The sequence below is a fragment of the Pseudomonas soli genome (genome assembly GCF_900110655.1).
GTDB classification, from domain to species: Bacteria; Pseudomonadota; Gammaproteobacteria; order Pseudomonadales; family Pseudomonadaceae; genus Aquipseudomonas; species Aquipseudomonas soli.
In genome coordinates this window covers 182140-206167 of record NZ_FOEQ01000008.1, presented here as the reverse complement: position 1 = coordinate 206167, position 24028 = coordinate 182140, and the positions used below count along the sequence as shown (strand labels likewise).

Below are 24028 nucleotides of genomic sequence, written 5' to 3'. Positions count from 1 at the left end.
AGTCTTTGAAAAGCTGGGCCTGGCCGGGGACGACGGCACTGGCCCGGATCGACCGCCACGGCTGCCTGGACAGGGACAGCCGCTGCGACCAGAAACGCGAAGGGCGCGGCAAGCCGCGCCCCTCCAGGCAGCGTGTCACTCACCCTGTCGGGCAGGAGCATCGAGCTCGAACGCGGTGTGCAGCGCGCGTACGGCCAGCTCCAGGTACTTCTCTTCGATCACCACCGAGACCTTGATCTCGGAGGTGGAGATCATCTGGATGTTGATGCTCTCCTTGGCCAGGGCCTCGAACATGCGACTGGCAACCCCTGCGTGGGAACGCATGCCGACGCCGACGATCGATACCTTGGCAATCTTGGTGTCGCCGATCACTTCACGCGCGCCGATCTCGCGGGCGGTGTTCTCCAGCACGCTCAGCGCCTTCTCGTACTCGTTGCGGTGCACGGTGAAGGTGAAGTCGGTGGTGTTATCGTGCGAGACGTTCTGCACGATCATGTCGACTTCGATGTTCGCGGCGCTGATCGGGCCGAGGATCTTGAAGGCAACGCCTGGGGTGTCCGGGACGCCACGAATGGTCAGCTTGGCCTCATCACGGTTGAAGGCGATACCGGAAATGATCGGCTGTTCCATGGATTCCTCTTCATCGATGGTAATGAGGGTACCCGGACCCTCCTTGAAGCTGTGCAGCACGCGCAGCGGGACGTTGTACTTGCCGGCGAACTCCACCGAGCGGATCTGCAGCACCTTGGAACCGAGGCTGGCCATTTCCAGCATCTCTTCGAAGGTGATCTTCTCCAGGCGCTGGGCCTGGGGCACGACACGCGGGTCGGTGGTGTAGACGCCATCGACATCGGTGTAGATCTGGCACTCGTCGGCTTTCAGCGCCGCCGCCAGGGCCACGCCGGTGGTGTCGGAGCCGCCACGACCGAGGGTGGTGATGTTGCCGTGCTCGTCGACACCCTGGAAACCGGCAACCACCACGACACGGCCGGCCTTGAGGTCGGCGCGGATCTTCTGGTCGTCGATCTGCAGGATGCGCGCCTTGTTGTGCGCGCTGTCGGTGAGGATGCGCACCTGGTTGCCGGTGTAGGACACCGCCGGCACGCCACGCTTCATCAGGGCCATGGACAACAGGGCGATGGTGACCTGCTCGCCGGTCGAGACGATCACGTCCAGCTCGCGGGGTTCGGGCTTGTCGGTGATCTGCTTCGCCAGGTCGATCAGGCGATTGGTTTCCCCGCTCATCGCCGACAGCACGACCACCAGGTCGGTGCCTTGCTCGCGGAATTTCTTGACCTTGTCGGCAACCTGCTCGATCCGCTCGATGGAACCGACAGAGGTACCGCCAAATTTCTGTACGATCAACGCCATTTCAAAGGTGCCTCAGCCCTAAAGGGCCCCAAAAAACAATCCAACATGAAACGACCGGCGACTAGACCGCCGGCCGCCTCATCTCAAAGTCCCTGCTCGGCGAACGGCACTGCCAGGGCCAGGGCCTTGTCCAGCGCGGCGACGTCGACGCCACCACCCTGGGCCATGTCAGGGCGACCGCCGCCCTTGCCACCGACCGCCGCAGCGGCTTGTTTCATCAGATCGCCAGCCTTGAGTTGGCTGGAGAGGTCCTTGGTCACGCCAGCCACCAGCACGACCTTGCCCTCATGCTCGCTGCCCAGCAGGATCACTGCATGGCCGAGCTTGTTCTTCAGCTGATCGACGAGCGCCAGCAGGGCCTTGCCATCCTGCCCATCCAGGCGGGCGGCGAGGACCTTGGCACCCTTGACCTCAACGGCCGCGTTGGAGAGATCGTCCCCGGCGGCGCTGGCGGCCTTGGCCTGCAGCTGCTCGAGCTGCTTTTCCAGCTGGCGGTTGCGCTCAAGCACAGCCGACAGCTTGTCGATCAGGTTGTCGCGGTTGCCCTTGACCAGCTGCGCGGCTTCCTTGACCCGCTCTTCGGCAGCGTTCAGGTAGGCCAGCGCAGCGGCGCCGGTGACCGCTTCGATACGGCGCACGCCAGAGGCCACGCCGCCTTCGCTGATGATCTTGAACAGACTGATGTCGCCGGTGCGCTTGGCATGGATGCCGCCACACAGCTCGACGGAGAAATCACCGCCCATGCTCAGCACACGCACGGTGTCGCCATATTTCTCACCGAACAGTGCCATGGCGCCCTTGGCCTTGGCGGTTTCGATATCGGTCAGCTCGGTCTCGACCGGGGTGTTCCTGCGCACTTCGCGGTTGACGATGTCTTCCAGGGCCTTGATCTGCGCAGGCGTCACCGCCTCGAAGTGGCTGAAGTCGAAACGCAGGCGCTGACTGTCGACCAGCGAGCCCTTCTGCTGCACGTGATCGCCCAGCACCTGGCGCAACGCTTCGTGCAGCAGGTGAGTGGCCGAGTGGTTCAGCGAGGTGGCGTGTTGCACCTCGGCATCGACCTTGGCCTCGACCGGCGAGCCGATGACCAGCGCACCGCTGGCGACCACGCCGTGGTGCAGGAAGGCACCACCGGTCTTGGTGGTATCGCGCACGTCGAAGCGCGCGGCAGCGGCCTGCAAGTAGCCGCTGTCGCCAACCTGGCCGCCGGACTCGGCGTAGAACGGCGTGCGGTCGAGCACGACCACGCCTTCCTCGCCTTCGCCCAACTGGTCGACCGACTGACCATCCTTGTACAGGGCGACGATCTTGCCTTGCCCTTCGGTAGTGTCGTAGCCGAGGAAATCGGTGGCGGTGTCGACCTTGACCAGGCTGTTGTAGTCCATGCCGAAGGCGCTGGCGGAACGGGCACGCTCGCGCTGGGCTTCCATTTCACGCTCGAAGCCGGCTTCGTCGATGGTCAACTCGCGCTCGCGGGCGATGTCGGCGGTGAGGTCCATGGGGAAGCCGTAGGTGTCGTACAGCTTGAACACCACGTCGCCCGGGACGACCTTGCCCTGCAGTTGGGCCAGGTCCTGCTCGAGGATGCGCAGGCCCTGCTCGAGGGTCTTGGCGAACTGCTCTTCCTCGGTCTTGAGCACGCGCTCGATGTGCGCCTGCTGGCTCTTCAGCTCAGCGAAGGCTTCGCCCATCTCGGCCACCAGGGCGGCGACGATCTTGTGGAAGAAGCTGCCCTTGGCGCCCAGCTTGTTGCCGTGGCGGCAGGCGCGGCGAATGATGCGGCGCAGCACGTAGCCACGGCCTTCGTTGGACGGCAGCACGCCGTCGGCAATCAGGAAGCCGCAGGAACGGATATGGTCGGCGACCACTTTCAGCGATGGCTGGTCGTCGTTGCTGCAGCCGATGGCTTCGGCGGCGGCGGCCAGCAGGCTCTGGAACAGGTCGATCTCGTAGTTCGAGTGCACGTGCTGCATCACCGCACTGATGCGCTCCAGGCCCATGCCGGTGTCCACCGACGGGGCGGGCAGCGGGTGCAGGACGCCGTCGGCGGTACGGTTGAACTGCATGAAGACGTTGTTCCAGATCTCGATGTAGCGGTCGCCGTCTTCTTCCGGCGAGCCGGGTGGGCCGCCCCAGATGTCGGCGCCGTGGTCATAGAAGATCTCGGTGCACGGGCCGCACGGGCCGGTGTCGCCCATGGTCCAGAAGTTGTCGGAGGCGTACGGGGCGCCTTTGTTGTCGCCGATGCGCACCATGCGCTCGGCCGGCACGCCGACTTCCTTGGTCCAGATGTCGTAGGCTTCGTCGTCGCTGGCGTAGACGGTGACCCACAGCTTTTCCTTGGGCAGGTTCAACCACTTGTCCGAGGTCAGGAAGGTCCAGGCGAAGGTGATGGCATCGCGCTTGAAATAGTCGCCGAAGCTGAAGTTGCCCAGCATCTCGAAGAAGGTGTGGTGACGGGCGGTGTAGCCGACGTTTTCCAGGTCGTTGTGCTTGCCACCGGCGCGCACGCACTTCTGGCTGCTCACGGCGCGGGTGTAGGCGCGCTTTTCCTGGCCGAGGAAGCAGTCCTTGAACTGGTTCATGCCGGCGTTGGTGAACAGCAGGGTCGGGTCATTACCCGGGATCAGGGAGCTGGAGGCAACGCGAGTATGTCCCTGCTCTTCGAAGAAGCGGAGGAAGGCTTCACGGATTTCTGCGCTTTTCATAGGTTCTTCCACGGAAACGGCGGCCACACGTCGAATCGACGAAACGACGGCAAAGGGCCGCATTATATCGGTCCTGCAGTCTCGGTGCAGTGTGTTTATGCGATAGAAACCGTCGATTGGACGGCTTGCAGGGCTAAAGCAATTAAAAACGGCATGACCGCGATGCTATCGCCAGCGTTTCGCTACTGGCAAGCCAATTACGGTCCCGGGGCAGGGAAAATTAACAGGTTGGTGAATTAAAAGAATTTCATCACCGAAGGGATCCAAAATCGCAGGCGCGGGCTTGCCCCGCGCCTACGGGTATCAGGCCAGGCGTTGCCCCGAATCCGGGACGATCAGGATGCCGGCGCGCAGCCCGTTCTTCACCTTGGGGTTGGGGAAGATGATCCGTGCGCCCTCCTCCTCCACCACCCAACGCGTCTCGGCCAGGTCCTCGGCCAACAGATCGCCCTTTTTCAGCTCGGAGAAGTTTTCGATGTCCGCCGGCAGGTGCAGGCGGAAACTGTCGCTGTGCTTGATGATCTCGCGGGCGACGCTGAACAGCTTGAGGCCATCCAGGGACTGCTCGATCTGCGGCTCGGTATCTTCGATGAGCTGGATCAAGCGCGCTTCGAGCTTGTCGAGGTTGACCTCCTCGTTCTGCCCGAACGGGCGGGCCTTGCCGAGCTCCAGGGTGAAGGCCTCGGCATCGAGCTGCTCATAGGTGAAGGCGCTGAAGGTGATCGACGACTTGCTCTGCAACAGCACCGCCTCCATACCGGCCGCCGCCAGACGCGCCAGCTCTCGGCGGGAGTGCTGGCGGCCTTCCTTGTAGGGATACAGCGCGAACTGCTCGATCTTCGACCCACGAATGGCGGTATGCAGGTCGTAATGCAGGCGGGTGCGCTCGGGTTTGCTGAAAAATACCCGGGCAAACTGCTCGAGCTCTGCGGCACGCAATGCCTCGAAGCCACTGGACAGTTCATGCCGGCCATTGAACAGCCGGTTGATGTCCTGCTCGATGAAACGCTCACCCTTGCGGATCGCCGCCGGGTTGCCAAACAGGAACAACACCCGCGCACGTGGCTTGATCTTGCCGTTGGCCACGCCGTGCAGCAGCCTTTCGAGCAACTCGATCGGCGCTGTCTCGTTGCCATGGATACCAGCCGACAGCAGCAGGTCGAGCCCGCAATCCTCACCTTCGGGCGGGCGCACTTCCAACGCACCCTCCCCCAGCCAGCGCAAACGCACGCCCCGGGTGGTCACTTGGGTCTTCTCGGCCGGTTCGTGATCGGTCAGGGTCAGCTCAAGCAGTTTGCCAAGGGCGAGCATAGGCGCTTCCTTAGTGGTGGTGGCCGCAGTCCGGGCCGTGGACGTGGTCGTCGTCACCGGCGACATCGGCCGGCTCCATTTCCAGTTGCAGGCTGACCAGGTTGGTGGCCATCGGGCGCAGCAGCAGGTTGGCGTACTCGGTGTCGTCTTCCTCGACATCGACGCCGATCAGCAGCTGGCCGCGACCGTCCTGCTGGATCCACACCTCCTTGCCTTGCCAGACCACCGCAAAACGGGTGCACGAGGTTTCCAGCTGGGTGCCGTCTTCATCTTCCAGGATCAGGCGCAGGGCGTCGGACATTGCAATTTCTCTCTTCAAGGTTGGCGTTGGAACGGATAGACCGAACCCAGCTTGAGGATCTGGGTCAGTTCATCCAGTGCCGTGCGGCATTCCACCAGCAACTGCGGGTCGGCCAGGTCCGCCTCGCCGAGGCGATCGCGGTAGTGCTTGTCGACCCATTGCACCAGGGTGTCGTACAGCGGGGCGGTCATGATAACGCCTTGGTTCACCGCCGCCAGTTCGTTTTCCTTCAACGCCACGCGCAGCCGCAGGCAAGCCGGGCCACCGCCGTTCTGCATGCTCTGCTTGAGGTCGAACACCTTGACCTCCTTCACCGGACCGCCCTGGCTGGTCAGTTGCCCCAGGTACGCCCAGACCCGCTCGTTGTTGCGGCACTCTTCCGGCACCACCAGCAGCATCGAGCCGTCTTCGCGACTGAGCAGCTGGCTGTTGAACAGGTAGGAACGCACCGCGTCCTCCACCGTCACCGCCGCACGCGGCACGCAGATGCCCTGGAAGCGGCCACCCTTGCTGGCCAGTTTAGCCTGCAGCTGGCCAAGCACCGCATCGGTCTCGAGGAAGGCGTCCTCGTGGTAGAACAGCACTTCGCCATTGCCTACCGAGATCACGTCGTTGTGGAACACGCCCTGATCGATCACTGCCGGATTCTGTTGAGCGTAGACCACGCCATCATCGCTCAGCCCATGCAGGCGGGCGACGGCCTGGGAAGCCTCCAGAGTCTGGCGCGCCGGATACTTCTGCGGCGCGGGGTAGCGGCTGTCGAAGGCGCTGCGGCCATAGACGAAGAACTCCACCCCCGCTTCGCCATAGGCACGGCAGAACCGCGTATGGTTGGCCGCGCCTTCGTCACCGAACTGCGCCACGGCCGGCAAGGCCTGGTGATGAGCGAAGTGCTTGTCATCACTGAACATGGCGCCCAGCACCCGACTGGTGGTCGGGTACTCGATGCTACGGTGGTACTTGCAGTTGAGATTGGCGGCGGTGAAATGCACACGACCATCAGCGGTATCGGCGCTGGGGCTGACGGTGGCGGCGTTGGCCACCCACATGCTCGACGCCGAGCAGCTGGCGACCAGCAGCGGCATGGCTTCCTTGGCGGCACGCTGGATCACTTCGGCATCATTGCCGGTGAAACCCAGGCGGCGCAATGCGGCCACATCCGGGCGCTCCTGCGGGGCCAGCACGCCCTGCTTGAAGCCCATTTCCATCAGCGCCTTCATCTTCGCCAGGCCCTGGCGCGCCGCCTCGCGCGGGTTGGAACCCTGCTGGCTGTTGCTCTGCGAGGCCACGTTGCCGTAGGACAGGCCGCCGTAGTTGTGGGTCGGCCCCACCAGGCCATCAAAATTCACTTCAAAGGATTTCATCGGCAAGGCTCCGAGACCTGTTGTTATAGGGTGACGCCCGGCGTCAGGGTCGCCGGCAGTACGAGGTTCGCGGTCTCCAGCGAAGCCACGGGGTAGGCGCAGTAGTCCGCCGCGTAGTAGGCGCTGGCGCGGTGGTTGCCGCTGGCACCGACACCACCGAACGGCGCGCTGCTGGCAGCACCGGTGAGCTGCTTGTTCCAGTTGACGATGCCGGCGCGGCTGCGCAGCCAGAAGTGCTGGTAACGGGCATTGGAGTCCGACAGCAGGCCGGCGGCCAGGCCGTACTGGGTGTTGTTGGCTTCCTCGATTGCCGCATCGAAATCGGCGTATCGGATCACCTGCAGCAATGGGCCGAAGAATTCCTCGTCCGGGCGCCCGGTCACAGCAGTGACGTCGATGATGCCGGGGGTAAGCAAGGCGGCGTCAGCCTGCGGCTGGGTCATCTCCAGCAGCGCCACGGCGCCCTTGCCGAGCAGTTCGGCCTGGGCCGCCAGCAATGCGCGGGCCGCCTGCAGCGAAATCACCGACCCCATGAACGGCGCGGGCTGCTGATCGAAGGCGCCGACACTGATGCTGCGGCTCACCTCGACCAGGCGTTGGATCAGCGCGTCACCCCAGGCGCCCTGCGGTACCAGCAGGCGGCGGGCACAGGTGCAACGCTGGCCGGCGGAGATGAAGGCCGATTGGATGATGGTGTACACCGCGGCATCCAGGTCCTTGACCTCGTCAACCACCAGCGGGTTGTTGCCGCCCATCTCCAGGGCCAGGATCTTGTCCGGGCGGCCGGCGAACTGCTGGTGCAGCAGGTTGCCGGTACGGCTGGAACCGGTGAAGAACAGGCCGTCGATACCTGGGTTGGCGGCCAGCGCCACGCCTGTCTCACGAGCGCCCTGGACCAGGTTGAGCACACCAGCCGGCAACCCGGCCTCGATCCAGCACTGGACCGTCAGCTCGGCAACCTTGGGAGTCAGCTCGCTGGGTTTGAACACCACGCAGTTGCCCGCCAGCAGCGCCGGAACGATATGGCCGTTGGGCAAGTGGCCGGGGAAGTTGTATGGGCCGAATACCGCCACCACGCCATGGGGCTTGTGGCGCAGTACGGCAGTGGCGTCGGCCAGCGGACCGCTCTTCTCGCCGGTACGCTCGCGGTAGCTCTGCACCGAGATGGCAACCTTGTTGACCATGCTGGTCACTTCGGTGGCCGATTCCCACAGCGGCTTGCCGGTTTCTTCGCCAATGCAGCGCGACAACGCCTCGGCATTGGCCTTGAGCTTCTCGGCGAAGGCCTCCAGAACGTTAATACGCGCATCCAGGCTCAGCGATGCCCAGGCGGGGAACGCCTGGCGGGCAGCCTGCACGGCATTCTCGACCTGCGCGGCATCGGCGCCCTGCCCTTGCCAGATCACCGCCTGGGTGACGGGGTTGAGCGACTGCAGGGCTTCGCCCTGGCCAGCCAGCCACTGGCCGGCAATGTAATGCGTATTCATTTACTGGGCCTCCCGACCGGCGGACAGTGGCACGGCACGCACGTTGTCGCCGGCGCCCAGGCGCAGGCGCTTGGCGGTCTGCGGATCGACCACCAGGGTGCCTGCGGCCAGGCGCGCCGGCGCGGCCGTGATGCGGCAGTCTTCGCGCTTGCGGTTGTGGATGATGAAAGGGGTGGCGTCGTCGCCTGGTGTACCAACGGCCAGCACCAGGGTCTGGCTATCACGCACGGCGCGGATCTTCGAGGTCTCGCATTCGATTGCGGGGCCTGCGTCGAAGATGTCGACGTAGCCCTGGTAGTTGAAACCTTCACGCTTGAGCATGGCCAACGCCGGCTCCGTATCGGCATGCACGCGACCAATGACGTTGCGCGCCGCTTCCGAGAGGAAGCAGGTGTACAGCGGAAACTTGGGCATCAGCTCGGCGATGAACGACTTGTTGCCCACGCCGGTGAGGTAGTCGGCCTGGCTGAACTCCATCTTGAAGAAGTGCCGGCCCAGGCTTTCCCAGAATGGCGAACGACCTGCCTCGTCGGACATGCCGCGCATCTCGGCGATGATCTTGTTGCCAAACAGTTGCGGGAACTCGGCGATGAACAGCATTCGCGCCTTGGACAGCAGACGCCCGTTGAGCCCGCTGCGGTAATCGCTGCGCAGGAACAGCGAACACAGCTCGGAGTTGCCGGTCAGGTCGTTGGCCAGGAACAGCGTGGGAATCTCGCGGTAGATGTTCAGCTCCTGGGAAGCGCTGACGGTCAGGCCGACCCGATAGTTGTACCAGGGCTCGCGCAGGCCGACAGCGCCAGCGATGGCGCTGATGCCGACCACCAGGCCCTCGTCGTTCTCCAGCACGAACAAGTAGTCGGTATCGCCGCGCTCGGCTTCGCCGCGGAAAGTCTTTTCCGCCCAGCCAACCCGCTGGCCGAGGCGCTCCTCATTGGCAGGCAGCGTCGTCAGCCCGGTGGTACCGGTGCTGCGGGCCAACTCGATCAGCGCGGGTAAATCGCTGCTGCGTACAGGACGAACGATCATGCTATCTCCTTGTGCGGCGGTCTGTGCCTGCCGCAAAACTCTCTGTTGCGGCGGTTCAGACCGCGACCAGGCGCACACTGGCGCCCTCGCCGACACCCAGGGCCTCGGCAGCTTCGCCGCTGAGGCTGACCGGCTTGCCCGGCACCCAGTCCAGTTCCAGCAGCACCGCGCGGTAGTCCTGCAACTGGCCATTGCACACCAGGTACGGACGGCCGCCCTTGACCGACGCGCCGTCTAGCTTGACCGGCACCACCCGGCTCTGGGCGATGGAGCGGATGCCCGAGGTACGGGCATGCAAGGTAGGTCCGCCGTCGAAGATGTCGATATAGTGCTCGGTCTCGAAGCCTTCGCGCATGAGAATGTCGAAGGTGATCTGCGCCCGCGGATGCACCTGGCCCATGGCTTCCTGGGCGGCGTCCGGCAACAGCGGCACATAGATCGGGTAATGCGGCATCAGTTCAGCCAGGAAAGTGCGGCTCTTCAGGCCGCACAGGCGCTCGGCGTCGGCATAGTTGAGGTCGAAGAAGTTGCGGCCGATAGCGTCCCAGAACGGTGATTCGCCCTGCTCGTCGCTGTAGCCGACGATCTCGGTGACCACCGACTCGGCGAAGCGCTCCGGGTGCGAGGCCATGAACAGCAGGCGGCCACGCGAGTTGAGTTCGGCAAAGGCGCTGGTCACCAGCTCCGGCACCACGTAGAAGCTGGTCAGCAGGCTGTTACCGGTTAGGTCGTGGCACAACGACAGGACGTGGATCTTGTTGTGGATCTTCAGCTCGCGGGAGGCGTGCACGAAGGTCTCGTTGCGGAAGCTGTAGAACGGCTCGGAGTAGCCGGCCGAGGCGACGATGGCCGAGCAACCGACCAGCTCGCCGGTGGCGCTGTCCTCGAGCACGAAGAAGTAGCTCTCCTCGCCGTTGAAGCTGACCTCGGCGGCGAAAGAGGTTTCCGACGCGGCGATCTTGTCGCCCAGGCGGCCAGCATCGTCCGGCAGCGAGGTGACACCAATGGGGCTGTCGGCAGCCATGCGCTGCACTTCGTTCAGATCAGCCATTTGCGCGGGGCGCATCACCAGCATGGTGTCACTCCTTTCGGGAAAGCGCACCGATCAACTCGGCACGAAAAAACGGCGGGCACGCGCCACTACCTGCAAGCAGGTGCCCGCACTGGAATCAGGTATCGCCGGCCTCGCTAGAGGCCGGCGACAGAACCGCAGGATCAGCCCTGGGTCAGTTTGCGCACAGCGCGCTCGAAGCGCTCCAGGCCTTCATCGATATCGCTGTCCTCGACCACCAGGCTCGGGGCGAAGCGCACGACATCGGGGCCTGCCTGCAGAACCATCACACCTTCCTTCTCGGCGGCGTTGAGGATGTCCTTGGCCTTGCCCTTCCAGGCGTCACTGAGCACGCAGCCGATCAGCAGGCCGACACCGCGCACCAGGGTGAACAGGCCGGTATCCTGGCCGATCTTCTCCAGGCGGGTCTTGAAGCGCTCATGTTTGGCCTTGATGCCCGCCAGGGTTTCCGGGGTGTTGACCACATCGAGCACGGCGCAGGCGACGGCACAGGCCAGCGGGTTGCCGCCGTAGGTGGTGCCGTGGGTGCCGACGGCCAGGTGCTTGGCCAGGTCGCTGGTGGTCAGCATCGCGCCAATCGGGAAGCCGCCGCCCAGGCTCTTGGCGCTGGTCAGGATGTCCGGGGTGACGCCGTAGTGCTGGTAGGCATACAGCGAGCCGGTACGGCCGACGCCGGTCTGCACTTCATCGAAGATCAGCAGCGCATTGTGCTCGTCGCACAGCTTGCGCGCGCCTTCCAGGTAGGCCTTGTCGGCCGGCACCACGCCGCTCTCGCCCTGGATCGGTTCGATGACCACGGCGCAGGTCTTGTCGGAGATCTGCGCCTTCAACGCTTCCAGGTCGTTGTACGGCACGTGGCTGATGCCGGTGATCTTCGGCCCGAAGCCGTCGGAGTACTTGGGCTGGCCACCGACGCTGACGGTGAACAGGGTGCGACCGTGGAAGCTGTTAACGGTGGCGATGATCTCGTGCTTCTCGGGGCCGAAACGGTCATGGGCGACACGGCGGGCCAGCTTGAAGGCGGCCTCGTTGGCCTCGGCGCCGGAGTTGCAGAAGAAGGCGCGCTCGGCAAAGGTCGCGTCCACCAGCTTGTGCGCCAGGCGCAGGGCCGGCTCGTTGGTGAACACGTTGGAGACATGCCAGAGGGTATTGGCTTGCTCGGTCAGCGCCTTGACCAGCGCCGGATGGCAGTGGCCGAGTGCGTTGACCGCGATGCCGCCGGCGAAGTCGATCAGCTCGCGCCCGGACTGGTCCCATACTCGGGAGCCCTCGCCTCGCACAGGAATGAAGGCCGCCGGGGAGTAGTTGGGAACCATGACCTGGTCGAAATCGGCACGTTGCACCGGGGCTTGCTCAACGGACATCTGAGTCTCCTGAAGAGGAACGCTGGCCTGGAAGTGGCGAGCGATGAAGGGATTGTAAGGACTGATCGGCGCCTGTCCTTGCTGCCAGGCGACAACTTGTTACAGCGCCAAACCGAGTTTTCACGCGGTTTTCGGCAATGCGACAAACAGTGTCGCAATCGCGCAGTGTAACGGCAGCAGGGGGTGGCGGGGAGATGCTCGGTGAGAATTGGGTGAACGGGTGTTCACATATACAAATCGCATCGCGGGACAAGCCCGCCCCCACCAGCAATACACTGCGCGGGAGCCGGCTTGCCCCACGCTAGCGTCTTCGCTGGCAGGGAGGTCTTCAGCCGCGCTCGGCCGGCGCCGAACTCAGCTCGAACGGGCTGCTGTTACGTCGCTGGTTACGGTCTTCGCGCGGCGTGGCGCCGAAGAAATTGCGGTACGCGCTGGAGAAATGCGGCCCGGAGGAGAACCCGCAGGACAGGCCGATCTGGATGATCGACTTGCTGGTCTGCATCAGCATCTGCCGCGCCTTGTTCAGGCGCAGCTCCAGGTAGTACTGGCTGGGCACGCGATTGAGATACTGCTTGAAGATCCGCTCCAGCTGGCGGCGGGACACGCACACATGCTGGGCGATCTCGTCGGTGGTCAGCGGCTCTTCGATGTTGGCCTCCATCAGCAGCACCGCCTGGGTGAGCTTGGGGTGGCTGGAGCCCAGGCGGTTCTGCAGCGGGATGCGCTGGCGCTCGCCACCTTCGCGAATGCGCTCGACCACCAGCTCTTCCGACACCGCGCCGGCCAGCTCCGCCCCATGGTCCCGGGCCAGCACCGCCAGCAGCAGGTCAGTCACCGCCATGCCGCCGCAGGCAGTCAGGCGATCGCGATCCCAGTCGAACAGATGGCTGGTGGCGATCACCTTGGGGAAGCGCTCGGCAAAATCATCCTGCCAGCGCCAATGCACCGCGGCGCGGTAGCCGTCGAGCAGGCCCAGCGCCGCCAGCGGATAAACCCCGGCCGACAAGCCACCGATCATGCAACCGCTGCGCGCCAACTGCTTGAGCGCGGCGGACAATGCCGAACCGATCGCCGCCGGCGGCTCATCAGCCAGCAGGAACAGCTTGTGATAGCCCTCCAGGCGTCCGACCCACGCTTCGCCCGGCAGGCGCCAGGCGCCCTCCTGCCCAGCCTCGGCTTGCAGGAAGGACATTGTGTAGACCACATCCGGATGCACCCGCTGGGCCACCTGCAACACCTCTTCGGCCAACGCCAGGGTCAGCGGCTTGGTGCTGGGCCAGATGAGAAATCCGATTCGCTGGGTGGTCATAGGGCGTGGTCCGAAACCTGAAAAGGAGGGTCGCGCTTGTGGCGCCGGGGCATGCTGCGTGCGTTGCGCAGCATGCCCCATCATGGTGCAAAAGTGCAGCCTTTACTTCAGGCTGCCGGAAAGGAACTGCTTGAGGCGCTCCGACTGTGGATTAACCAGCACTTCACGCGGGCAGCCCCGCTCTTCCACCAGGCCCTTGTGCAGGAACACCAGCTGGTTGGAAACCTCGCGTGCAAAGCCCATCTCGTGGGTGACCACTACCATGGTGCGGCCTTCCTGGGCCAGAGATTGCATGACCTTGAGCACATCGCCCACCAGCTCCGGATCCAGCGCCGAAGTCGGCTCGTCGAACAGCATCACCTCCGGTTCCATGGCCAGGGCGCGGGCAATGGCCACACGCTGCTGCTCGCCACCGGACATGTGCCCGGGGAACGCGTCCTTGCGGTGGGATACGCCAACCTTGGCCAGGTAGTGCTCGGCCTTCTCCAGCGCTTCCTTCTTGTTCACGCCCAGCACGTGCACCGGCGCCTCGATGACATTTTCCAGCGCAGTCATGTGCGACCACAGGTTGAAGTGCTGGAACACCATCGACAAGCGCGAACGCATGCGCTGCAGCTGTTTCGGGTCGGCAGCCTTGAGCGCGCCATCCTTGCCGGCGACCAGCTTGAGCTCTTCGTTGTTGAGCAGGATCTTGCCCGCGTGCGGCTGCTCCAGCAGGTTGATGCAACGCAGGAAGGTCGATTTGCCCGAACCGCTGGAGCCGATGATGCTGATCACGTCGCCTGCCTTGGCTTCGAGGGAGACGCCCTTGAGCACCTCATGGCTGCCGTAGCGCTTGTGCAGGTCTTGGATTTGGAGTTTGTACATACTGTCGGATCTCACAGAGCGGTCAGTGCTTGCGCGGCGCCAGGTAACCGAGCCAGCGGCGTTCGGCCATCTTGAACAGGCGCACGAGGATGAAGGTCAGGCACAGGTAGAACACGCCCGCCGTGATGTAGGCCTCGAAAGGCAGGTAGTACTGGGCGTTGACCGTGCGCGCGGCACCGGTGATGTCGATCAGGGTGACGATCGACGCCAGGCTGGTGGTCTGCAGCATCATGATCACTTCGTTGCTGTACTGCGGCAGCGCCCGGCGCAGCGCTGAAGGCAGCAGGATGCGGCGGTACATCTTCATGCGCGACATGCCGATGGCCTTGGCCGCCTCGATCTCGCCATGGGGCGTGGCCTTGAGGCTGCCGGCGATGATCTCGGCGGTGTAGGCGCTGGTGTTGACGGCAAAAGCCAGGCAGGCGCAGAAGGTCGCGCTGGACAGCCACGGCCAGAAGATGCTCTCGCGCACCGCCTCGAACTGGGCCAGGCCGTAGTAGATCAGGAACAGCTGCACCAGCATCGGCGTGCCGCGAATGACGTAGGTGTACAGCCAGGCGCTGATGTTCACCAGCGGCTGTTTCGAGACGCGCATCAGGCCCAGCGGGATGGCCGCCAGCAGGCCGAACAGCAGCGACAGCGCCAGCAGCTTGAGGGTGGTCAGCAGACCGCCCAGGTACAGCGGCATGGCTTCCCAGATGACGTTGTAGTCGAAGATCATAGTTCAGCCGCCTTGACGCCCACCGAGTAGCGCTTCTCGAGATACTTCAGCGCCAGCAGCGAGACACTGGTCAGCACCAGGTACAACGCCGCCACCGCGAGGAAGAAGGTGAAGGGTTCGCGGGTGGCGTCCGCCGCCTGCTTGGCCTTGAACATCATGTCCTGCAGGCCGACCACCGAAATCAGCGCAGTCGCCTTGGTCAACACCAGCCAGTTGTTGGTGAAGCCCGGGATCGCCAGGCGGATCATTTGCGGCACCATGATGCGGAAGAACACCTGGACACCGCTCATGCCGTAGGCCGCGCCCGCCTCTGCCTGGCCCTTGGGGATGCCGAGGAAGGCACCGCGGAAGGTTTCCGACAGGTACGCGCCAAAGATGAAGCCCAGCGTGCCGATGCCAGCGACCAGGGGATTGAGGTCAATATAGTCGTCATAGCCGAGCAGCGGCGCCACCCGGTTGAGGATGTCCTGGCCGCCATAGAAAATCAGCAGGATCAGGACCAGGTCAGGGATGCCACGGATCACCGTGGAGTACAGGTCCCCCAGCCAGGCCAACCAGCGCACCGGCGACAAACGCAGCGCCACGCCGATCAGGCCGAGGACGATGGCCAGGGCCATCGACGACAGGGCGAGCTGCAGCGTCAGCCACGCCCCGTCGAGGATGACTGCCCCATAGCCTTTCAACATGATTCGAATTCCTCAGGGCTTGGGAATGAAAAATGGTGCAAACCTCAGAGATTCTGCTGTTTGCACCATTGCACAGGTGAAACTCGATGGTTACTTCGAGTCTGGACCGTAGATGTCGAAGTTGAAGTACTTCTTCTCGATCTCTTTGTATTTGCCGTTGGCGCGGATCGCGTCGATGGCGGCGTTGATGCGCTCGGCGTTGGCGGTGTCGCCCTTGCGCACGGCGATACCGACGCCATCACCGAAGTACTTGGTGTCGGTGAAGGCCGGACCGACGAAGGCAAAGCCCTTGCCAGCATCGGTCTTCAGGAAGCCGTCCTCGAGCAGGGTGGCATCGGCCACGGTGCCGTCCAGGCGGCCGGCGGCGACATCCAGGTAGATTTCGTTCTGGGTACCGTAGGGCACCACGGTGGCGCCTTGCGGGGCCAGGACTTCCTTGGCGAAACGGTCGTGGATCGAACCGCGCTGCACGCCGATCTTCTTGCCCTTGAGCTCAGCCAGGCTGTCGCTGACGGTGGTGCCTTCCTTCATCACCAGGCGCGCCGGGGTCAGGTAGTAGCGCTTGGTGAAGTCGACCGACTTCTTGCGGTCGTCGGTGATCGACATGGACGACAGGATGGCGTCGATCTTGCGCACTTTCAGTGCAGGGATCAGACCGTCGAACTCCTGCTCGACCCAGGTGCACTTGGCTTTCATCTGTTCGCACAGGGCGTTGCCGATGTCGTAGTCGAAGCCGGCGAGGCTGCCATCGGGCTGCTTGAAGGCGAAGGGTGGGTAGGCGGCCTCGATACCGATCTTCAACGGCTTCTCATCGGCCTGCGATACCAGGGAAAACACGGAAAGCGCCAAGGCGCCAAGCAGTGCGAGCTTCTTCATCAGGTAACTCCATCGGTACGGGGCAATACAAGGCAGTTGTAACAGCTGCCCGATATGCGAATGGGTACAGCGCGAGCCGCGCAGGTTTCGACCAAGGTCGCAGACCACGAGCGAGTGAGTGGCATTCTAGCGACAGCCCGGTGGTCGATATTTCTTCAAAGCGACAACTAATTACAGAAGCGCCAGGAACCGCGGCGGGCGATATTGACAGCTCCCGCGAGATATGCAAGAGCAAAAGAGAAATAACCTATACCCAAAGCAATAAGCGGGCCCATTATTGGCAAAGCCTTGTATTCCGGCAAGCGCAGCGTGCGAGCCTGCACGAAACGCTCGCAGAATGCACCCATTTGGCATACAGATGTTTCCACAAGCCCCGCATTTGGGCGCAATCGGTGACAGCGACGGTTACCGATGACTCTCGGAGTAACAGTTTGTATCAGTAAAGCAAAAACCCCGCCGGATATGGGCGGGGGTTTTTGTGACAGCCTCATCGCGAGGCAAGCCCGCTCCCACGACCGTCAGGAGCCGACTTGCCGCGATGGTTCGACTCAGGCCGAAGCCAGGCTCATCGCCTTGTGGGTATCGATCAGGTGCTGCACCACCCCTGGATCGGCCAGGGTGGAGATATCGCCCAGCGCATCGTACTCGCCAGTGGCAATCTTGCGCAGGATGCGGCGCATGATCTTGCCCGAGCGGGTCTTCGGCAGCCCCGGCGCCCACTGGATGACGTCCGGCGAAGCGATCGGGCCGATCTCCTTGCGCACCCAATTCTTCAACTCGAGGCGCAATTGCTCGTTCGATTCCTCGCCGGCGTTCAGGGTGACGTAGACATAGATACCCTGCCCCTTGATGTCGTGCGGCACGCCCACCACCGCCGCCTCGGCGACCTTCGGATGCGCCACCATCGCGCTCTCGATCTCGGCGGTGCCCATGCGGTGGCCAGAAACGTTGAGCACGTCATCCACGCGGCCGGTGATCCAGTAGTAGCCATCTTCGTCGCGACGGGCGCCGTCACCGGTGAAGTACATGCCACGGAAGGTCTTGAAATAGGTGTCGACGAAGCGGTCGTGGTCGCCGTACAGCGAACGCGACTGGCCCGGCCAGGAATCGAGGATCACCAGGTTGCCCTCGGCGGCGCCGTCGATCAGGTTGCCCAGGTTGTCCACCAGTGCCGGCACCACGCCGAAGAACGGACGGGTCGCCGAACCCGGCTTGAGCCCCGTGGCGCCCGGCAAGGGGCTGATGAGGATGCCGCCGGTCTCGGTTTGCCACCAGGTATCGACGATCGGGCAACGTTCCTTGCCGACTGTCTTGTAGTACCAGTTCCAGGCTTCAGGGTTGATCGGCTCGCCCACCGAACCCAGCAGGCGCAGGCTGGAGCCATCGGCGCCGGCGACCGCCGCCTCGCCCTCGGCCATCATGGCGCGGATGGCGGTCGGCGCGGTGTAGAGGATGTTGACCTTGTGCTTGTCGACGATCTTCGACACGCGGGTGATGTCCGGGTAGTTCGGCACACCTTCGAACAGCAGCGTGGTCGCACCATTGGCCAGCGGGCCATAGACGATGTAGCTGTGGCCGGTGACCCAACCCACGTCAGCGGTGCACCAGTACACTTCGCCCGGGCGATAGTCGAACACGCGCTCGTGGGTCAGCGCGGCATACACCAGGTAGCCACCGGTGGTGTGCAGCACGCCCTTGGGCTTGCCGGTGGAGCCGGAGGTATAGAGGATGAACAACGCCTCCTCGGCACCCATTTCTTTCGGCGCACAGTGGCTGGAGGCGACCTTCATCAGGTCTTCGTACCAGATATCGCGGTGCTGGTGCCAGGCGATGTCGCCACCAGTGCGCTTGCACACGATGATCTTTTGCACGCTGCTGGTTTCAGGGTTGGTCAAGGCCAGGTCGACATTGGCCTTGAGCGGGGTACGGCGGCCACCACGCAGGCCTTCGTCGGCGGTGATCACCACCTTGGACTTGCAGTCGATGATGCGGCCGGCCAGCGCCTCGGGCGAGAAGCCGCCGAACACCACCGAGTGGATCGCCCCGATGCGCGCGCAGGCCAGCATGGCGACCACGGCCTCGGGGATCATCGGCATATAGATGGTGACCACGTCACCCCGGTGCACGTCCTGGCCACGCAGGGCGTTGGCGAACTTGCAGACCTGCTCGTGGAGCTCACGGTAGGTGATGTTGCGATGCTCGGAAGGGTCGTCGCCTTCCCAGATGATCGCCAGCTGGTCGCCGCGCTCTTCGAGGTGGCGGTCCAGGCAGTTGTAGGAGACGTTCAGAGTGCCGTCGGCAAACCATTTGATATCGACATGGTGGTCGTCGAACGAGGTCTGCTTGACCTTGGTGAAGGGCTTGATCCAGTCCAGACGCTGGGCCTGCTCGCGCCAGAAGCCGTCCGGGTTGATCACCGATTGCTGGTACATGGCCTTGTAGGTGGCCTCGTCGGTCAGGGTACTGGCCGCAACCTCGGGACGAACGGGATACAGTGGAGCCGCACTCATCTGTGTTACCTCGGTGTAATAGTTGTTTTTGTATGGAAGCGTTTGTAACTGTACCAGAGCGACAAAGACCATTCGACGTTGGTAGTAACGCGACGAACCGTCAGCCCACGAATTTACAGCAACCGCTCTAGCGCATGGCATCCAGCCATCGCCGGCGGCAAAAGGCAGCGCTTTGCCAGTGATTGTTACAGATTCTGTCAAAAGACTTTATCAAAACCCGCTCTGTTTCAGCCCGGACCACCCTCCTAGAATTCACCTCGCCAGCAACGGCAACGCGATTAACTTGGAAACAGCCCCCACGAAGGCAACGTTAATCCGCACCTTATCCTGATAGTTGAAACTTAGTTGCACTCGCGGCGCCACAAGCGCCGCGCGCCCCCTCACGACCTTAGACAGGTAAATTGAAAATGAAAGCTTTACTGGTATTGGTACTTGGCGGTTTTTGCGGCGCGGCACTGGCCGGCGAAGCAAAAGATGTCGAGCAGATTCCGGTTGAACAGTACAGTTATTCGCAGCACCTGGATATCGCCCGCGTCATCTCCATGAGCGAAGTGCCGAACGTCTGCGAAGTGGTGCCTGCGCGCATGACCTATGAGGACTCCCAGGGCCAGAAGCACATTCTCGAATACCGCGTGATGGGCAACGGTTGCTCCAACGGCTGAGACCATAGGCTTATCGCGAGGCAAGCCCCTCCCACCACTGCATTCGTGTGTGGGCTTGCCCCGCGATCAATTCAAGCCTCGATAAACTTCCAGATTATTCCGCCGACTTGTTCAGCGAATAATCTCGCAACTTGTTGGCAATGGTCGTATGGGAAACGCCTAATCTTTTCCCCAGCGCCCGACTACTTGGAAATTCACTCATCAAACTTTCCAATACCGCCCTTTCAAACCGCCCGACAATTTGCGAAAGATCGCCATCCAGGGAAAACTCGCCCAACGGTTGACGCGCGCCATAATCCGGCAAGCGGATATGTTCGCTCTTCACCACCCCGCCTTCGCACAGTGACACTGCCTGGAACAACACGTTTTCCAACTGGCGCACATTGCCCGGCCAATGATACTGGCCGAGTTTTTCCATCGCCGGCGGCGCCAGGCGCGGCAGCGGGCAGCCGATCTGCCGACTGGCCTGGTCGAGGAAATGCTGCACCAGCCCTTCCAGGCCATCCATGCATTCGCGCAGCGGCGGGATGTGCAGCGACAGCACGTTGAGGCGGTGGTAGAGGTCCTGGCGGAACTCGCCACGGGCGCACAGTTCGGACAGGTCGACCTGGGTCGCGCAGATCACCCGCACATCCAGGTACACCTCTTCGTCGCTGCCGACCCGACGGAAACAGCCATCTTGCAGGAAGCGCAGCAACTTGACCTGCAAGCGCGGGCTCATCTCCCCCACCCCGTCGAGGAACAGCGTGCCGCCGGCCGTCAGCTCCAGCAGCCCCAGCTTGCCCTCGGCCCGCGCGCCCTCGAACGCCCCCGGCCCATAGCCGAACAGCTCGGTCTCGGCCATCGACTCGGGCAGGCCGGCGCAGTTGAGCGCCATCAACGGCGCCTGGCCACGCGGGCTGGCCAGGTGACAGGCCCGCGCCAGCAGCTCCTTGCCGGTGCCGGTCTCGCCCTCGATCAGCAGCGGTGCGTCCAACGGCGCCATGCGCCGCGCCTCGCGCACCACGGCGGCCATTACCCGTGAGCTCTGGAAGATGCTGTCGAACCCACGCAACTCCTGCTTGCGCACGTTGTAGATGCGCTCACCGATACGGTCCGCGCGGTGCAAGGTGATTACCGCGCCGGCCAGGGCTTCACTGTCGTCATGCTCGGACTGCAGCGGTGCGATATCGGCCAGGAACACATCGCCCTTGACCTTGATCCGCAGGCCGTTGATCCGCGATTTGTTGGCCCGTATCAGCTCCGGCAGGTCGAAGTCCTCGACATATCGCGACAGCGGAATGCCCGGCACTTCGTCCACCCGTACGCCGAGCAGCTGCGCCGCGCCACGGTTGGCGGCGACGATGCTGCCGCCCATGTCGATCGACAGCACCGGGAAGTCCAACGCCCCCAGCAGCGCATTGAGCTCCATGTGCCGGCGCTCGCTGGGCATCAGGCCGACGCGCTTGACCCCGAACACCCCGGCGATCGACTCGAACTTGGGCCGCAGGGCCTGGAACTGCAGGTTGATCAGGTTCGGGCAGTGCAGGTAGATGGCATTGCCATGGTCTCCCCCCACTTCGCCGCGCAACACGTTGATCCCGTACTCCACCAGCAGGTTGAGGATGTCCCGCAAAATGCCGATGCGGTTCTGGCAATGCACTTTGATGCGCATGAAGGCTCTCTAAGGGGCCGAGTTTTTGCTCGCGCCACGGAAAAGTCGTAAAGATAAGCTGACAAAAATAGCCGTCTGCCCAGCTCGATGTCCGTGATTTTCCGGGATGACGCTAATTTTGTAAAATTATCGTTACGCACAGAAGATAAACGGCGGCGCAGGACGGGCGCGCACCCCGGTGCAAAACCTCGTTTGTAGGGATATTCCTAAGGTATGTCCTGTACATAACAAGAACGCCCTCACCAGGAGAGCCACATGAAACAGACGCAGTACGTGGCACGCGAGCCCGATGCGCATGGCTTTATCGACTACCCGCAGCAAGAGCATGCGGTGTGGAACACCCTGATCACCCGTCAGTTGAAAGTGATCGAAGGCCGGGCATGCCAGGAGTACCTCGACGGCATCGACCAGCTCAAGCTGCCCCATGACCGCATCCCGCAGCTGGGCGAAGTCAACAAGGTGCTTGGCGCCACCACCGGCTGGCAGGTCGCCCGCGTCCCTGCGCTGATCCCCTTCCAGACCTTCTTCGAACTGCTGGCCAGCAAGCGCTTCCCGGTCGCCACCTTCATCCGCACCCCGGAAGAGCTGGACTACCTGCAGGAGCCGGACATCTTCCACGAGATCTTCGGCCACTGCCCGCTGCTGACTAACCCGTTCTTCGCCGAATTCACCCACACCTATGGCAAGCTCGGCCTGGCGGCGACCAAGGAACAGCGTGTCTACCTGGCGCGCCTGTACTGGATGACCATCGAGTTCGGCCTGATGGAGACCGCGCAAGGCCGCAAGATCTACGGCGGCGGCATCCTCTCCTCGCCGAAAGAGACGGTCTACAGCCTGTCCAGCGAACCAGAGCACCAGGCCTTCGACCCGATCGAAGCCATGCGCACGCCCTACCGCATCGATATCCTGCAGCCCTTGTACTTCGTCCTGCCGAACATGAAGCGTCTGTTCGACCTGGCCCACGAAGACATCATGACCATGGTCCACCAGGCCATGCAGCTGGGCCTGCACGCACCGAAGTTTCCACCCAAGGTCGCTGCCTGAGCGCCCCTGTCGATAACAACTCAAACCGGAAAACACCCATGAATGCCTTGAACCAAGCCCACTGCGAAGCCTGCCGCGCCGATGCGCCGAAAGTCACCGACGAGGAGCTGGCGGAACTGATCCGACTGATCCCGGACTGGAACATCGAAACCCGCGACGGCCACATGGAGCTCGAGCGCGTGTTCCTGTTCAAGAACTTCAAGCACGCCCTGGCCTTCACCAACGCCATCGGCGAGATCGCCGAAGCCGAAGGCCACCACCCTGGCCTGCTGACCGAGTGGGGCAAGGTCACCGTGACCTGGTGGAGCCACTCGATCAAAGGCCTGCACCGCAACGACTTCATCATGTGCGCGCGCACCGACGAGGTCGCCAAAACTGCTGAAGGGCGCAAGTGATGCACTTCGCCGCCATCGCTCGGGTCCCTGGCGACCCGATCCTGGGGCTGATGGAAGCCTACGCCCGCGACGGCAACCCGGCCAAGTTCGACCTGGGTGTCGGCGTGTTCAAGGACGCTCAGGGGCTGACGCCGATTCCGGCGGCGGTAAAGCAGGCTGAGCAACGCCTGGTCGAGCGGCAAGCCACCAAGAGCTATGTTGGCGGTCATGGCGATGCAGCTTTTGGACGCCTGGTCAGCGAGCTGGTGCTGGGCAGCGATTCCACGCTGCTCAAAAGCCAGCGCGCCGGCGCCACCCAGACCCCTGGCGGCACAGGTGCCCTGCGCCTGGCGGCGGAGTTTATCGCCCACTGCCTGCCGGGCCGCGGTATCTGGCTGAGCGACCCGACCTGGCCGATCCACGAGACGATCTTCGCCGGTGCCGGGCTCAAGGTGTCGCACTACCCCTACGTGGGCGCGGACAACCGCCTGAACGTCGACGCCATGCTCGCCGCACTGGAGCAAGCACCGGAAGGCGACGTGGTATTGCTGCACGCCTGCTGCCACAACCCCACCGGCTTCGATCTGGGCCGGGACGACTGGCGCGCGGTGCTCGACATCGTCAAGCGGCGCAACTTGCTGCCATTGATCGACTTTGCCTACCAGGGCTTCGGTGACGGCCTGGAGGAGGACGCCTGGGCAGTGCGCCTGTTCGCCGCCGAACTGCCGGAACTGCTGATCACCAGCTCCTGCTCGAAGAACTTCGGCCTGTACCGTGAGCGCACCGGCGCCCTGCTGGTGTGCAGCCACGACGCCGATAAACTGCAGGATGTGCGCAGCCAGCTGGCGTTCATTGCGCGCAACCTGTGGTCGACGCCGCCAGACCATGGCGCGGCGGTGGTCGCCGAGATTCTCGGTGACCCGGCACTCAAGGCGTTGTGGATCGAGGAAGTGAACGCCATGCGCCAGCGCATCGCCGAGCTTCGCGTCGGCCTGGTGAAAGCGCTGGAGCCCCATGGCCTGGCCGGGCGCTTCGCGCATATCGCCGCGCAACGCGGGATGTTCTCCTACACCGGGCTGAATCCCGAACAGGTGCGTCTGCTGCGCGAGCGACACAGCGTATACATGGTCGGTACCGGCCGGGCGAACATCGCCGGAGCGGACGCCAAGCGCCTGGAACAGCTGGCAGCGGCCGTCGCCGACGTCTGTCGCTGAACCTGGCCGATGGCCCGCGAGCAGCCCGCGATAACACTGTCGCGGGCTGCTCGCTCTCGCGCCCTTCCTGCTTCCCGATGTTCGATAGCCGCCCGCGAAAATCG

20 protein-coding genes are annotated in these 24028 nt (G+C 63.5%); 4 read left to right on the top strand and 16 right to left on the bottom strand.

All coding sequences use genetic code 11. The features are described 5' to 3' along the window. Nucleotides 1-135: 135 nt before the first annotated feature. The 15 genes from BMY03_RS18430 to acs all read right to left on the bottom strand — a co-directional run bounded on the left by BMY03_RS18430 (nucleotide 136) and on the right by acs (nucleotide 18976). Nucleotides 136-1371 carry an aspartate kinase gene (locus BMY03_RS18430; RefSeq protein ID WP_028691060.1) on the bottom strand — a complete coding sequence of 412 codons (1236 nt, stop codon included), beginning with the start codon at nucleotides 1369-1371 and terminating at the stop codon, nucleotides 136-138. A gap of 83 nt (nucleotides 1372-1454) precedes the next feature. Then, entirely contained in the window at nucleotides 1455-4079 is a 2625-nt protein-coding gene (gene alaS / locus BMY03_RS18425; RefSeq protein ID WP_160291116.1) for an alanine--tRNA ligase, read from the bottom strand. Between the two features lie 303 nt (nucleotides 4080-4382). Continuing rightward, a complete protein-coding gene (astE, locus tag BMY03_RS18420; protein ID WP_094011870.1) occupies nucleotides 4383-5390 on the bottom strand; it encodes a succinylglutamate desuccinylase in 1008 nt (335 codons plus the stop codon). A gap of 10 nt (nucleotides 5391-5400) precedes the next feature. Continuing rightward, nucleotides 5401-5691: a hypothetical protein gene (locus BMY03_RS18415; protein ID WP_011534960.1), complete on the bottom strand. Its 291-nt coding sequence runs from the start codon at nucleotides 5689-5691 to the stop codon at nucleotides 5401-5403. 14 nt (nucleotides 5692-5705) lie between these two features. Then, on the bottom strand, nucleotides 5706-7055 hold the full coding sequence (gene astB, locus BMY03_RS18410) for an N-succinylarginine dihydrolase (protein ID WP_094011869.1): 1350 nt from the start codon (nucleotides 7053-7055) through the stop codon (nucleotides 5706-5708). Between the two features lie 23 nt (nucleotides 7056-7078). Continuing rightward, nucleotides 7079-8542 carry a succinylglutamate-semialdehyde dehydrogenase gene (astD, locus tag BMY03_RS18405; protein WP_094011868.1) on the bottom strand — a complete coding sequence of 488 codons (1464 nt, stop codon included), beginning with the start codon at nucleotides 8540-8542 and terminating at the stop codon, nucleotides 7079-7081. After that, complete coding sequence (gene astA, locus BMY03_RS18400; RefSeq protein ID WP_094011867.1) at nucleotides 8543-9571, bottom strand: arginine N-succinyltransferase; 1029 nt, start codon at nucleotides 9569-9571, stop codon at nucleotides 8543-8545. A gap of 55 nt (nucleotides 9572-9626) precedes the next feature. Beyond that, nucleotides 9627-10646: an arginine/ornithine succinyltransferase subunit alpha gene (gene aruF / locus BMY03_RS18395; RefSeq protein WP_038706573.1), complete on the bottom strand. Its 1020-nt coding sequence runs from the start codon at nucleotides 10644-10646 to the stop codon at nucleotides 9627-9629. A gap of 140 nt (nucleotides 10647-10786) precedes the next feature. Continuing rightward, nucleotides 10787-12007 (bottom strand): aspartate aminotransferase family protein, encoded by a 1221-nt coding sequence (locus tag BMY03_RS18390; RefSeq protein WP_038706574.1) that lies wholly within the window; start codon nucleotides 12005-12007, stop codon nucleotides 10787-10789. 328 nt (nucleotides 12008-12335) lie between these two features. After that, nucleotides 12336-13316, bottom strand: coding sequence for a transcriptional regulator ArgR (argR, locus tag BMY03_RS18380; RefSeq protein WP_094011866.1), 981 nt, complete (start codon nucleotides 13314-13316; stop codon nucleotides 12336-12338). A 102-nt stretch (nucleotides 13317-13418) separates the two neighbouring features. Continuing rightward, nucleotides 13419-14183, bottom strand: coding sequence for an ABC transporter ATP-binding protein (locus BMY03_RS18375; RefSeq protein ID WP_023630946.1), 765 nt, complete (start codon nucleotides 14181-14183; stop codon nucleotides 13419-13421). Nucleotides 14184-14205: 22 nt separating this feature from the next. Beyond that, complete coding sequence (locus BMY03_RS18370; protein ID WP_094011865.1) at nucleotides 14206-14904, bottom strand: ABC transporter permease; 699 nt, start codon at nucleotides 14902-14904, stop codon at nucleotides 14206-14208. Next, nucleotides 14901-15590, bottom strand: coding sequence for an ABC transporter permease (locus BMY03_RS18365; RefSeq protein WP_023630944.1), 690 nt, complete (start codon nucleotides 15588-15590; stop codon nucleotides 14901-14903). The genes BMY03_RS18370 and BMY03_RS18365 overlap by 4 nt, the downstream gene beginning before the upstream one ends. 90 nt (nucleotides 15591-15680) lie before the next feature. After that, nucleotides 15681-16466, bottom strand: coding sequence for an ABC transporter substrate-binding protein (locus BMY03_RS18360; RefSeq protein ID WP_023630943.1), 786 nt, complete (start codon nucleotides 16464-16466; stop codon nucleotides 15681-15683). Nucleotides 16467-17014: 548 nt separating this feature from the next. Next, the gene (gene acs, locus BMY03_RS18355; RefSeq protein WP_038706576.1) at nucleotides 17015-18976 is read right to left on the bottom strand and encodes an acetate--CoA ligase; all 1962 of its coding nucleotides are present in this window, start codon (nucleotides 18974-18976) and stop codon (nucleotides 17015-17017) included. Between the two features lie 407 nt (nucleotides 18977-19383). Here acs and BMY03_RS18350 point away from each other — a divergent pair, with 407 nt between their 5' ends. Next, complete coding sequence (locus tag BMY03_RS18350) at nucleotides 19384-19638, top strand: DUF2790 domain-containing protein (RefSeq protein ID WP_023630669.1); 255 nt, start codon at nucleotides 19384-19386, stop codon at nucleotides 19636-19638. Nucleotides 19639-19732: 94 nt separating this feature from the next. Here the strand turns inward: BMY03_RS18350 and BMY03_RS18345 are convergent, their stop codons facing one another. After that, a complete protein-coding gene (locus tag BMY03_RS18345; RefSeq protein WP_094011864.1) occupies nucleotides 19733-21292 on the bottom strand; it encodes a sigma-54-dependent transcriptional regulator in 1560 nt (519 codons plus the stop codon). 255 nt (nucleotides 21293-21547) lie between these two features. Between BMY03_RS18345 and phhA the strand changes: the two genes are divergently transcribed. From phhA to BMY03_RS18330, 3 genes are read left to right on the top strand one after another with little or no spacing between them, the layout of a single operon-like run. After that, a complete protein-coding gene (gene phhA / locus BMY03_RS18340) occupies nucleotides 21548-22336 on the top strand; it encodes a phenylalanine 4-monooxygenase (protein ID WP_094011863.1) in 789 nt (262 codons plus the stop codon). Between the two features lie 38 nt (nucleotides 22337-22374). Further along, entirely contained in the window at nucleotides 22375-22731 is a 357-nt protein-coding gene (locus BMY03_RS18335; RefSeq protein WP_023628481.1) for a 4a-hydroxytetrahydrobiopterin dehydratase, read from the top strand. After that, on the top strand, nucleotides 22728-23924 hold the full coding sequence (locus tag BMY03_RS18330) for an amino acid aminotransferase (protein WP_177182928.1): 1197 nt from the start codon (nucleotides 22728-22730) through the stop codon (nucleotides 23922-23924). Before BMY03_RS18335 ends, BMY03_RS18330 begins: the two co-directional genes overlap by 4 nt. Nucleotides 23925-24028 lie beyond the last annotated feature (104 nt).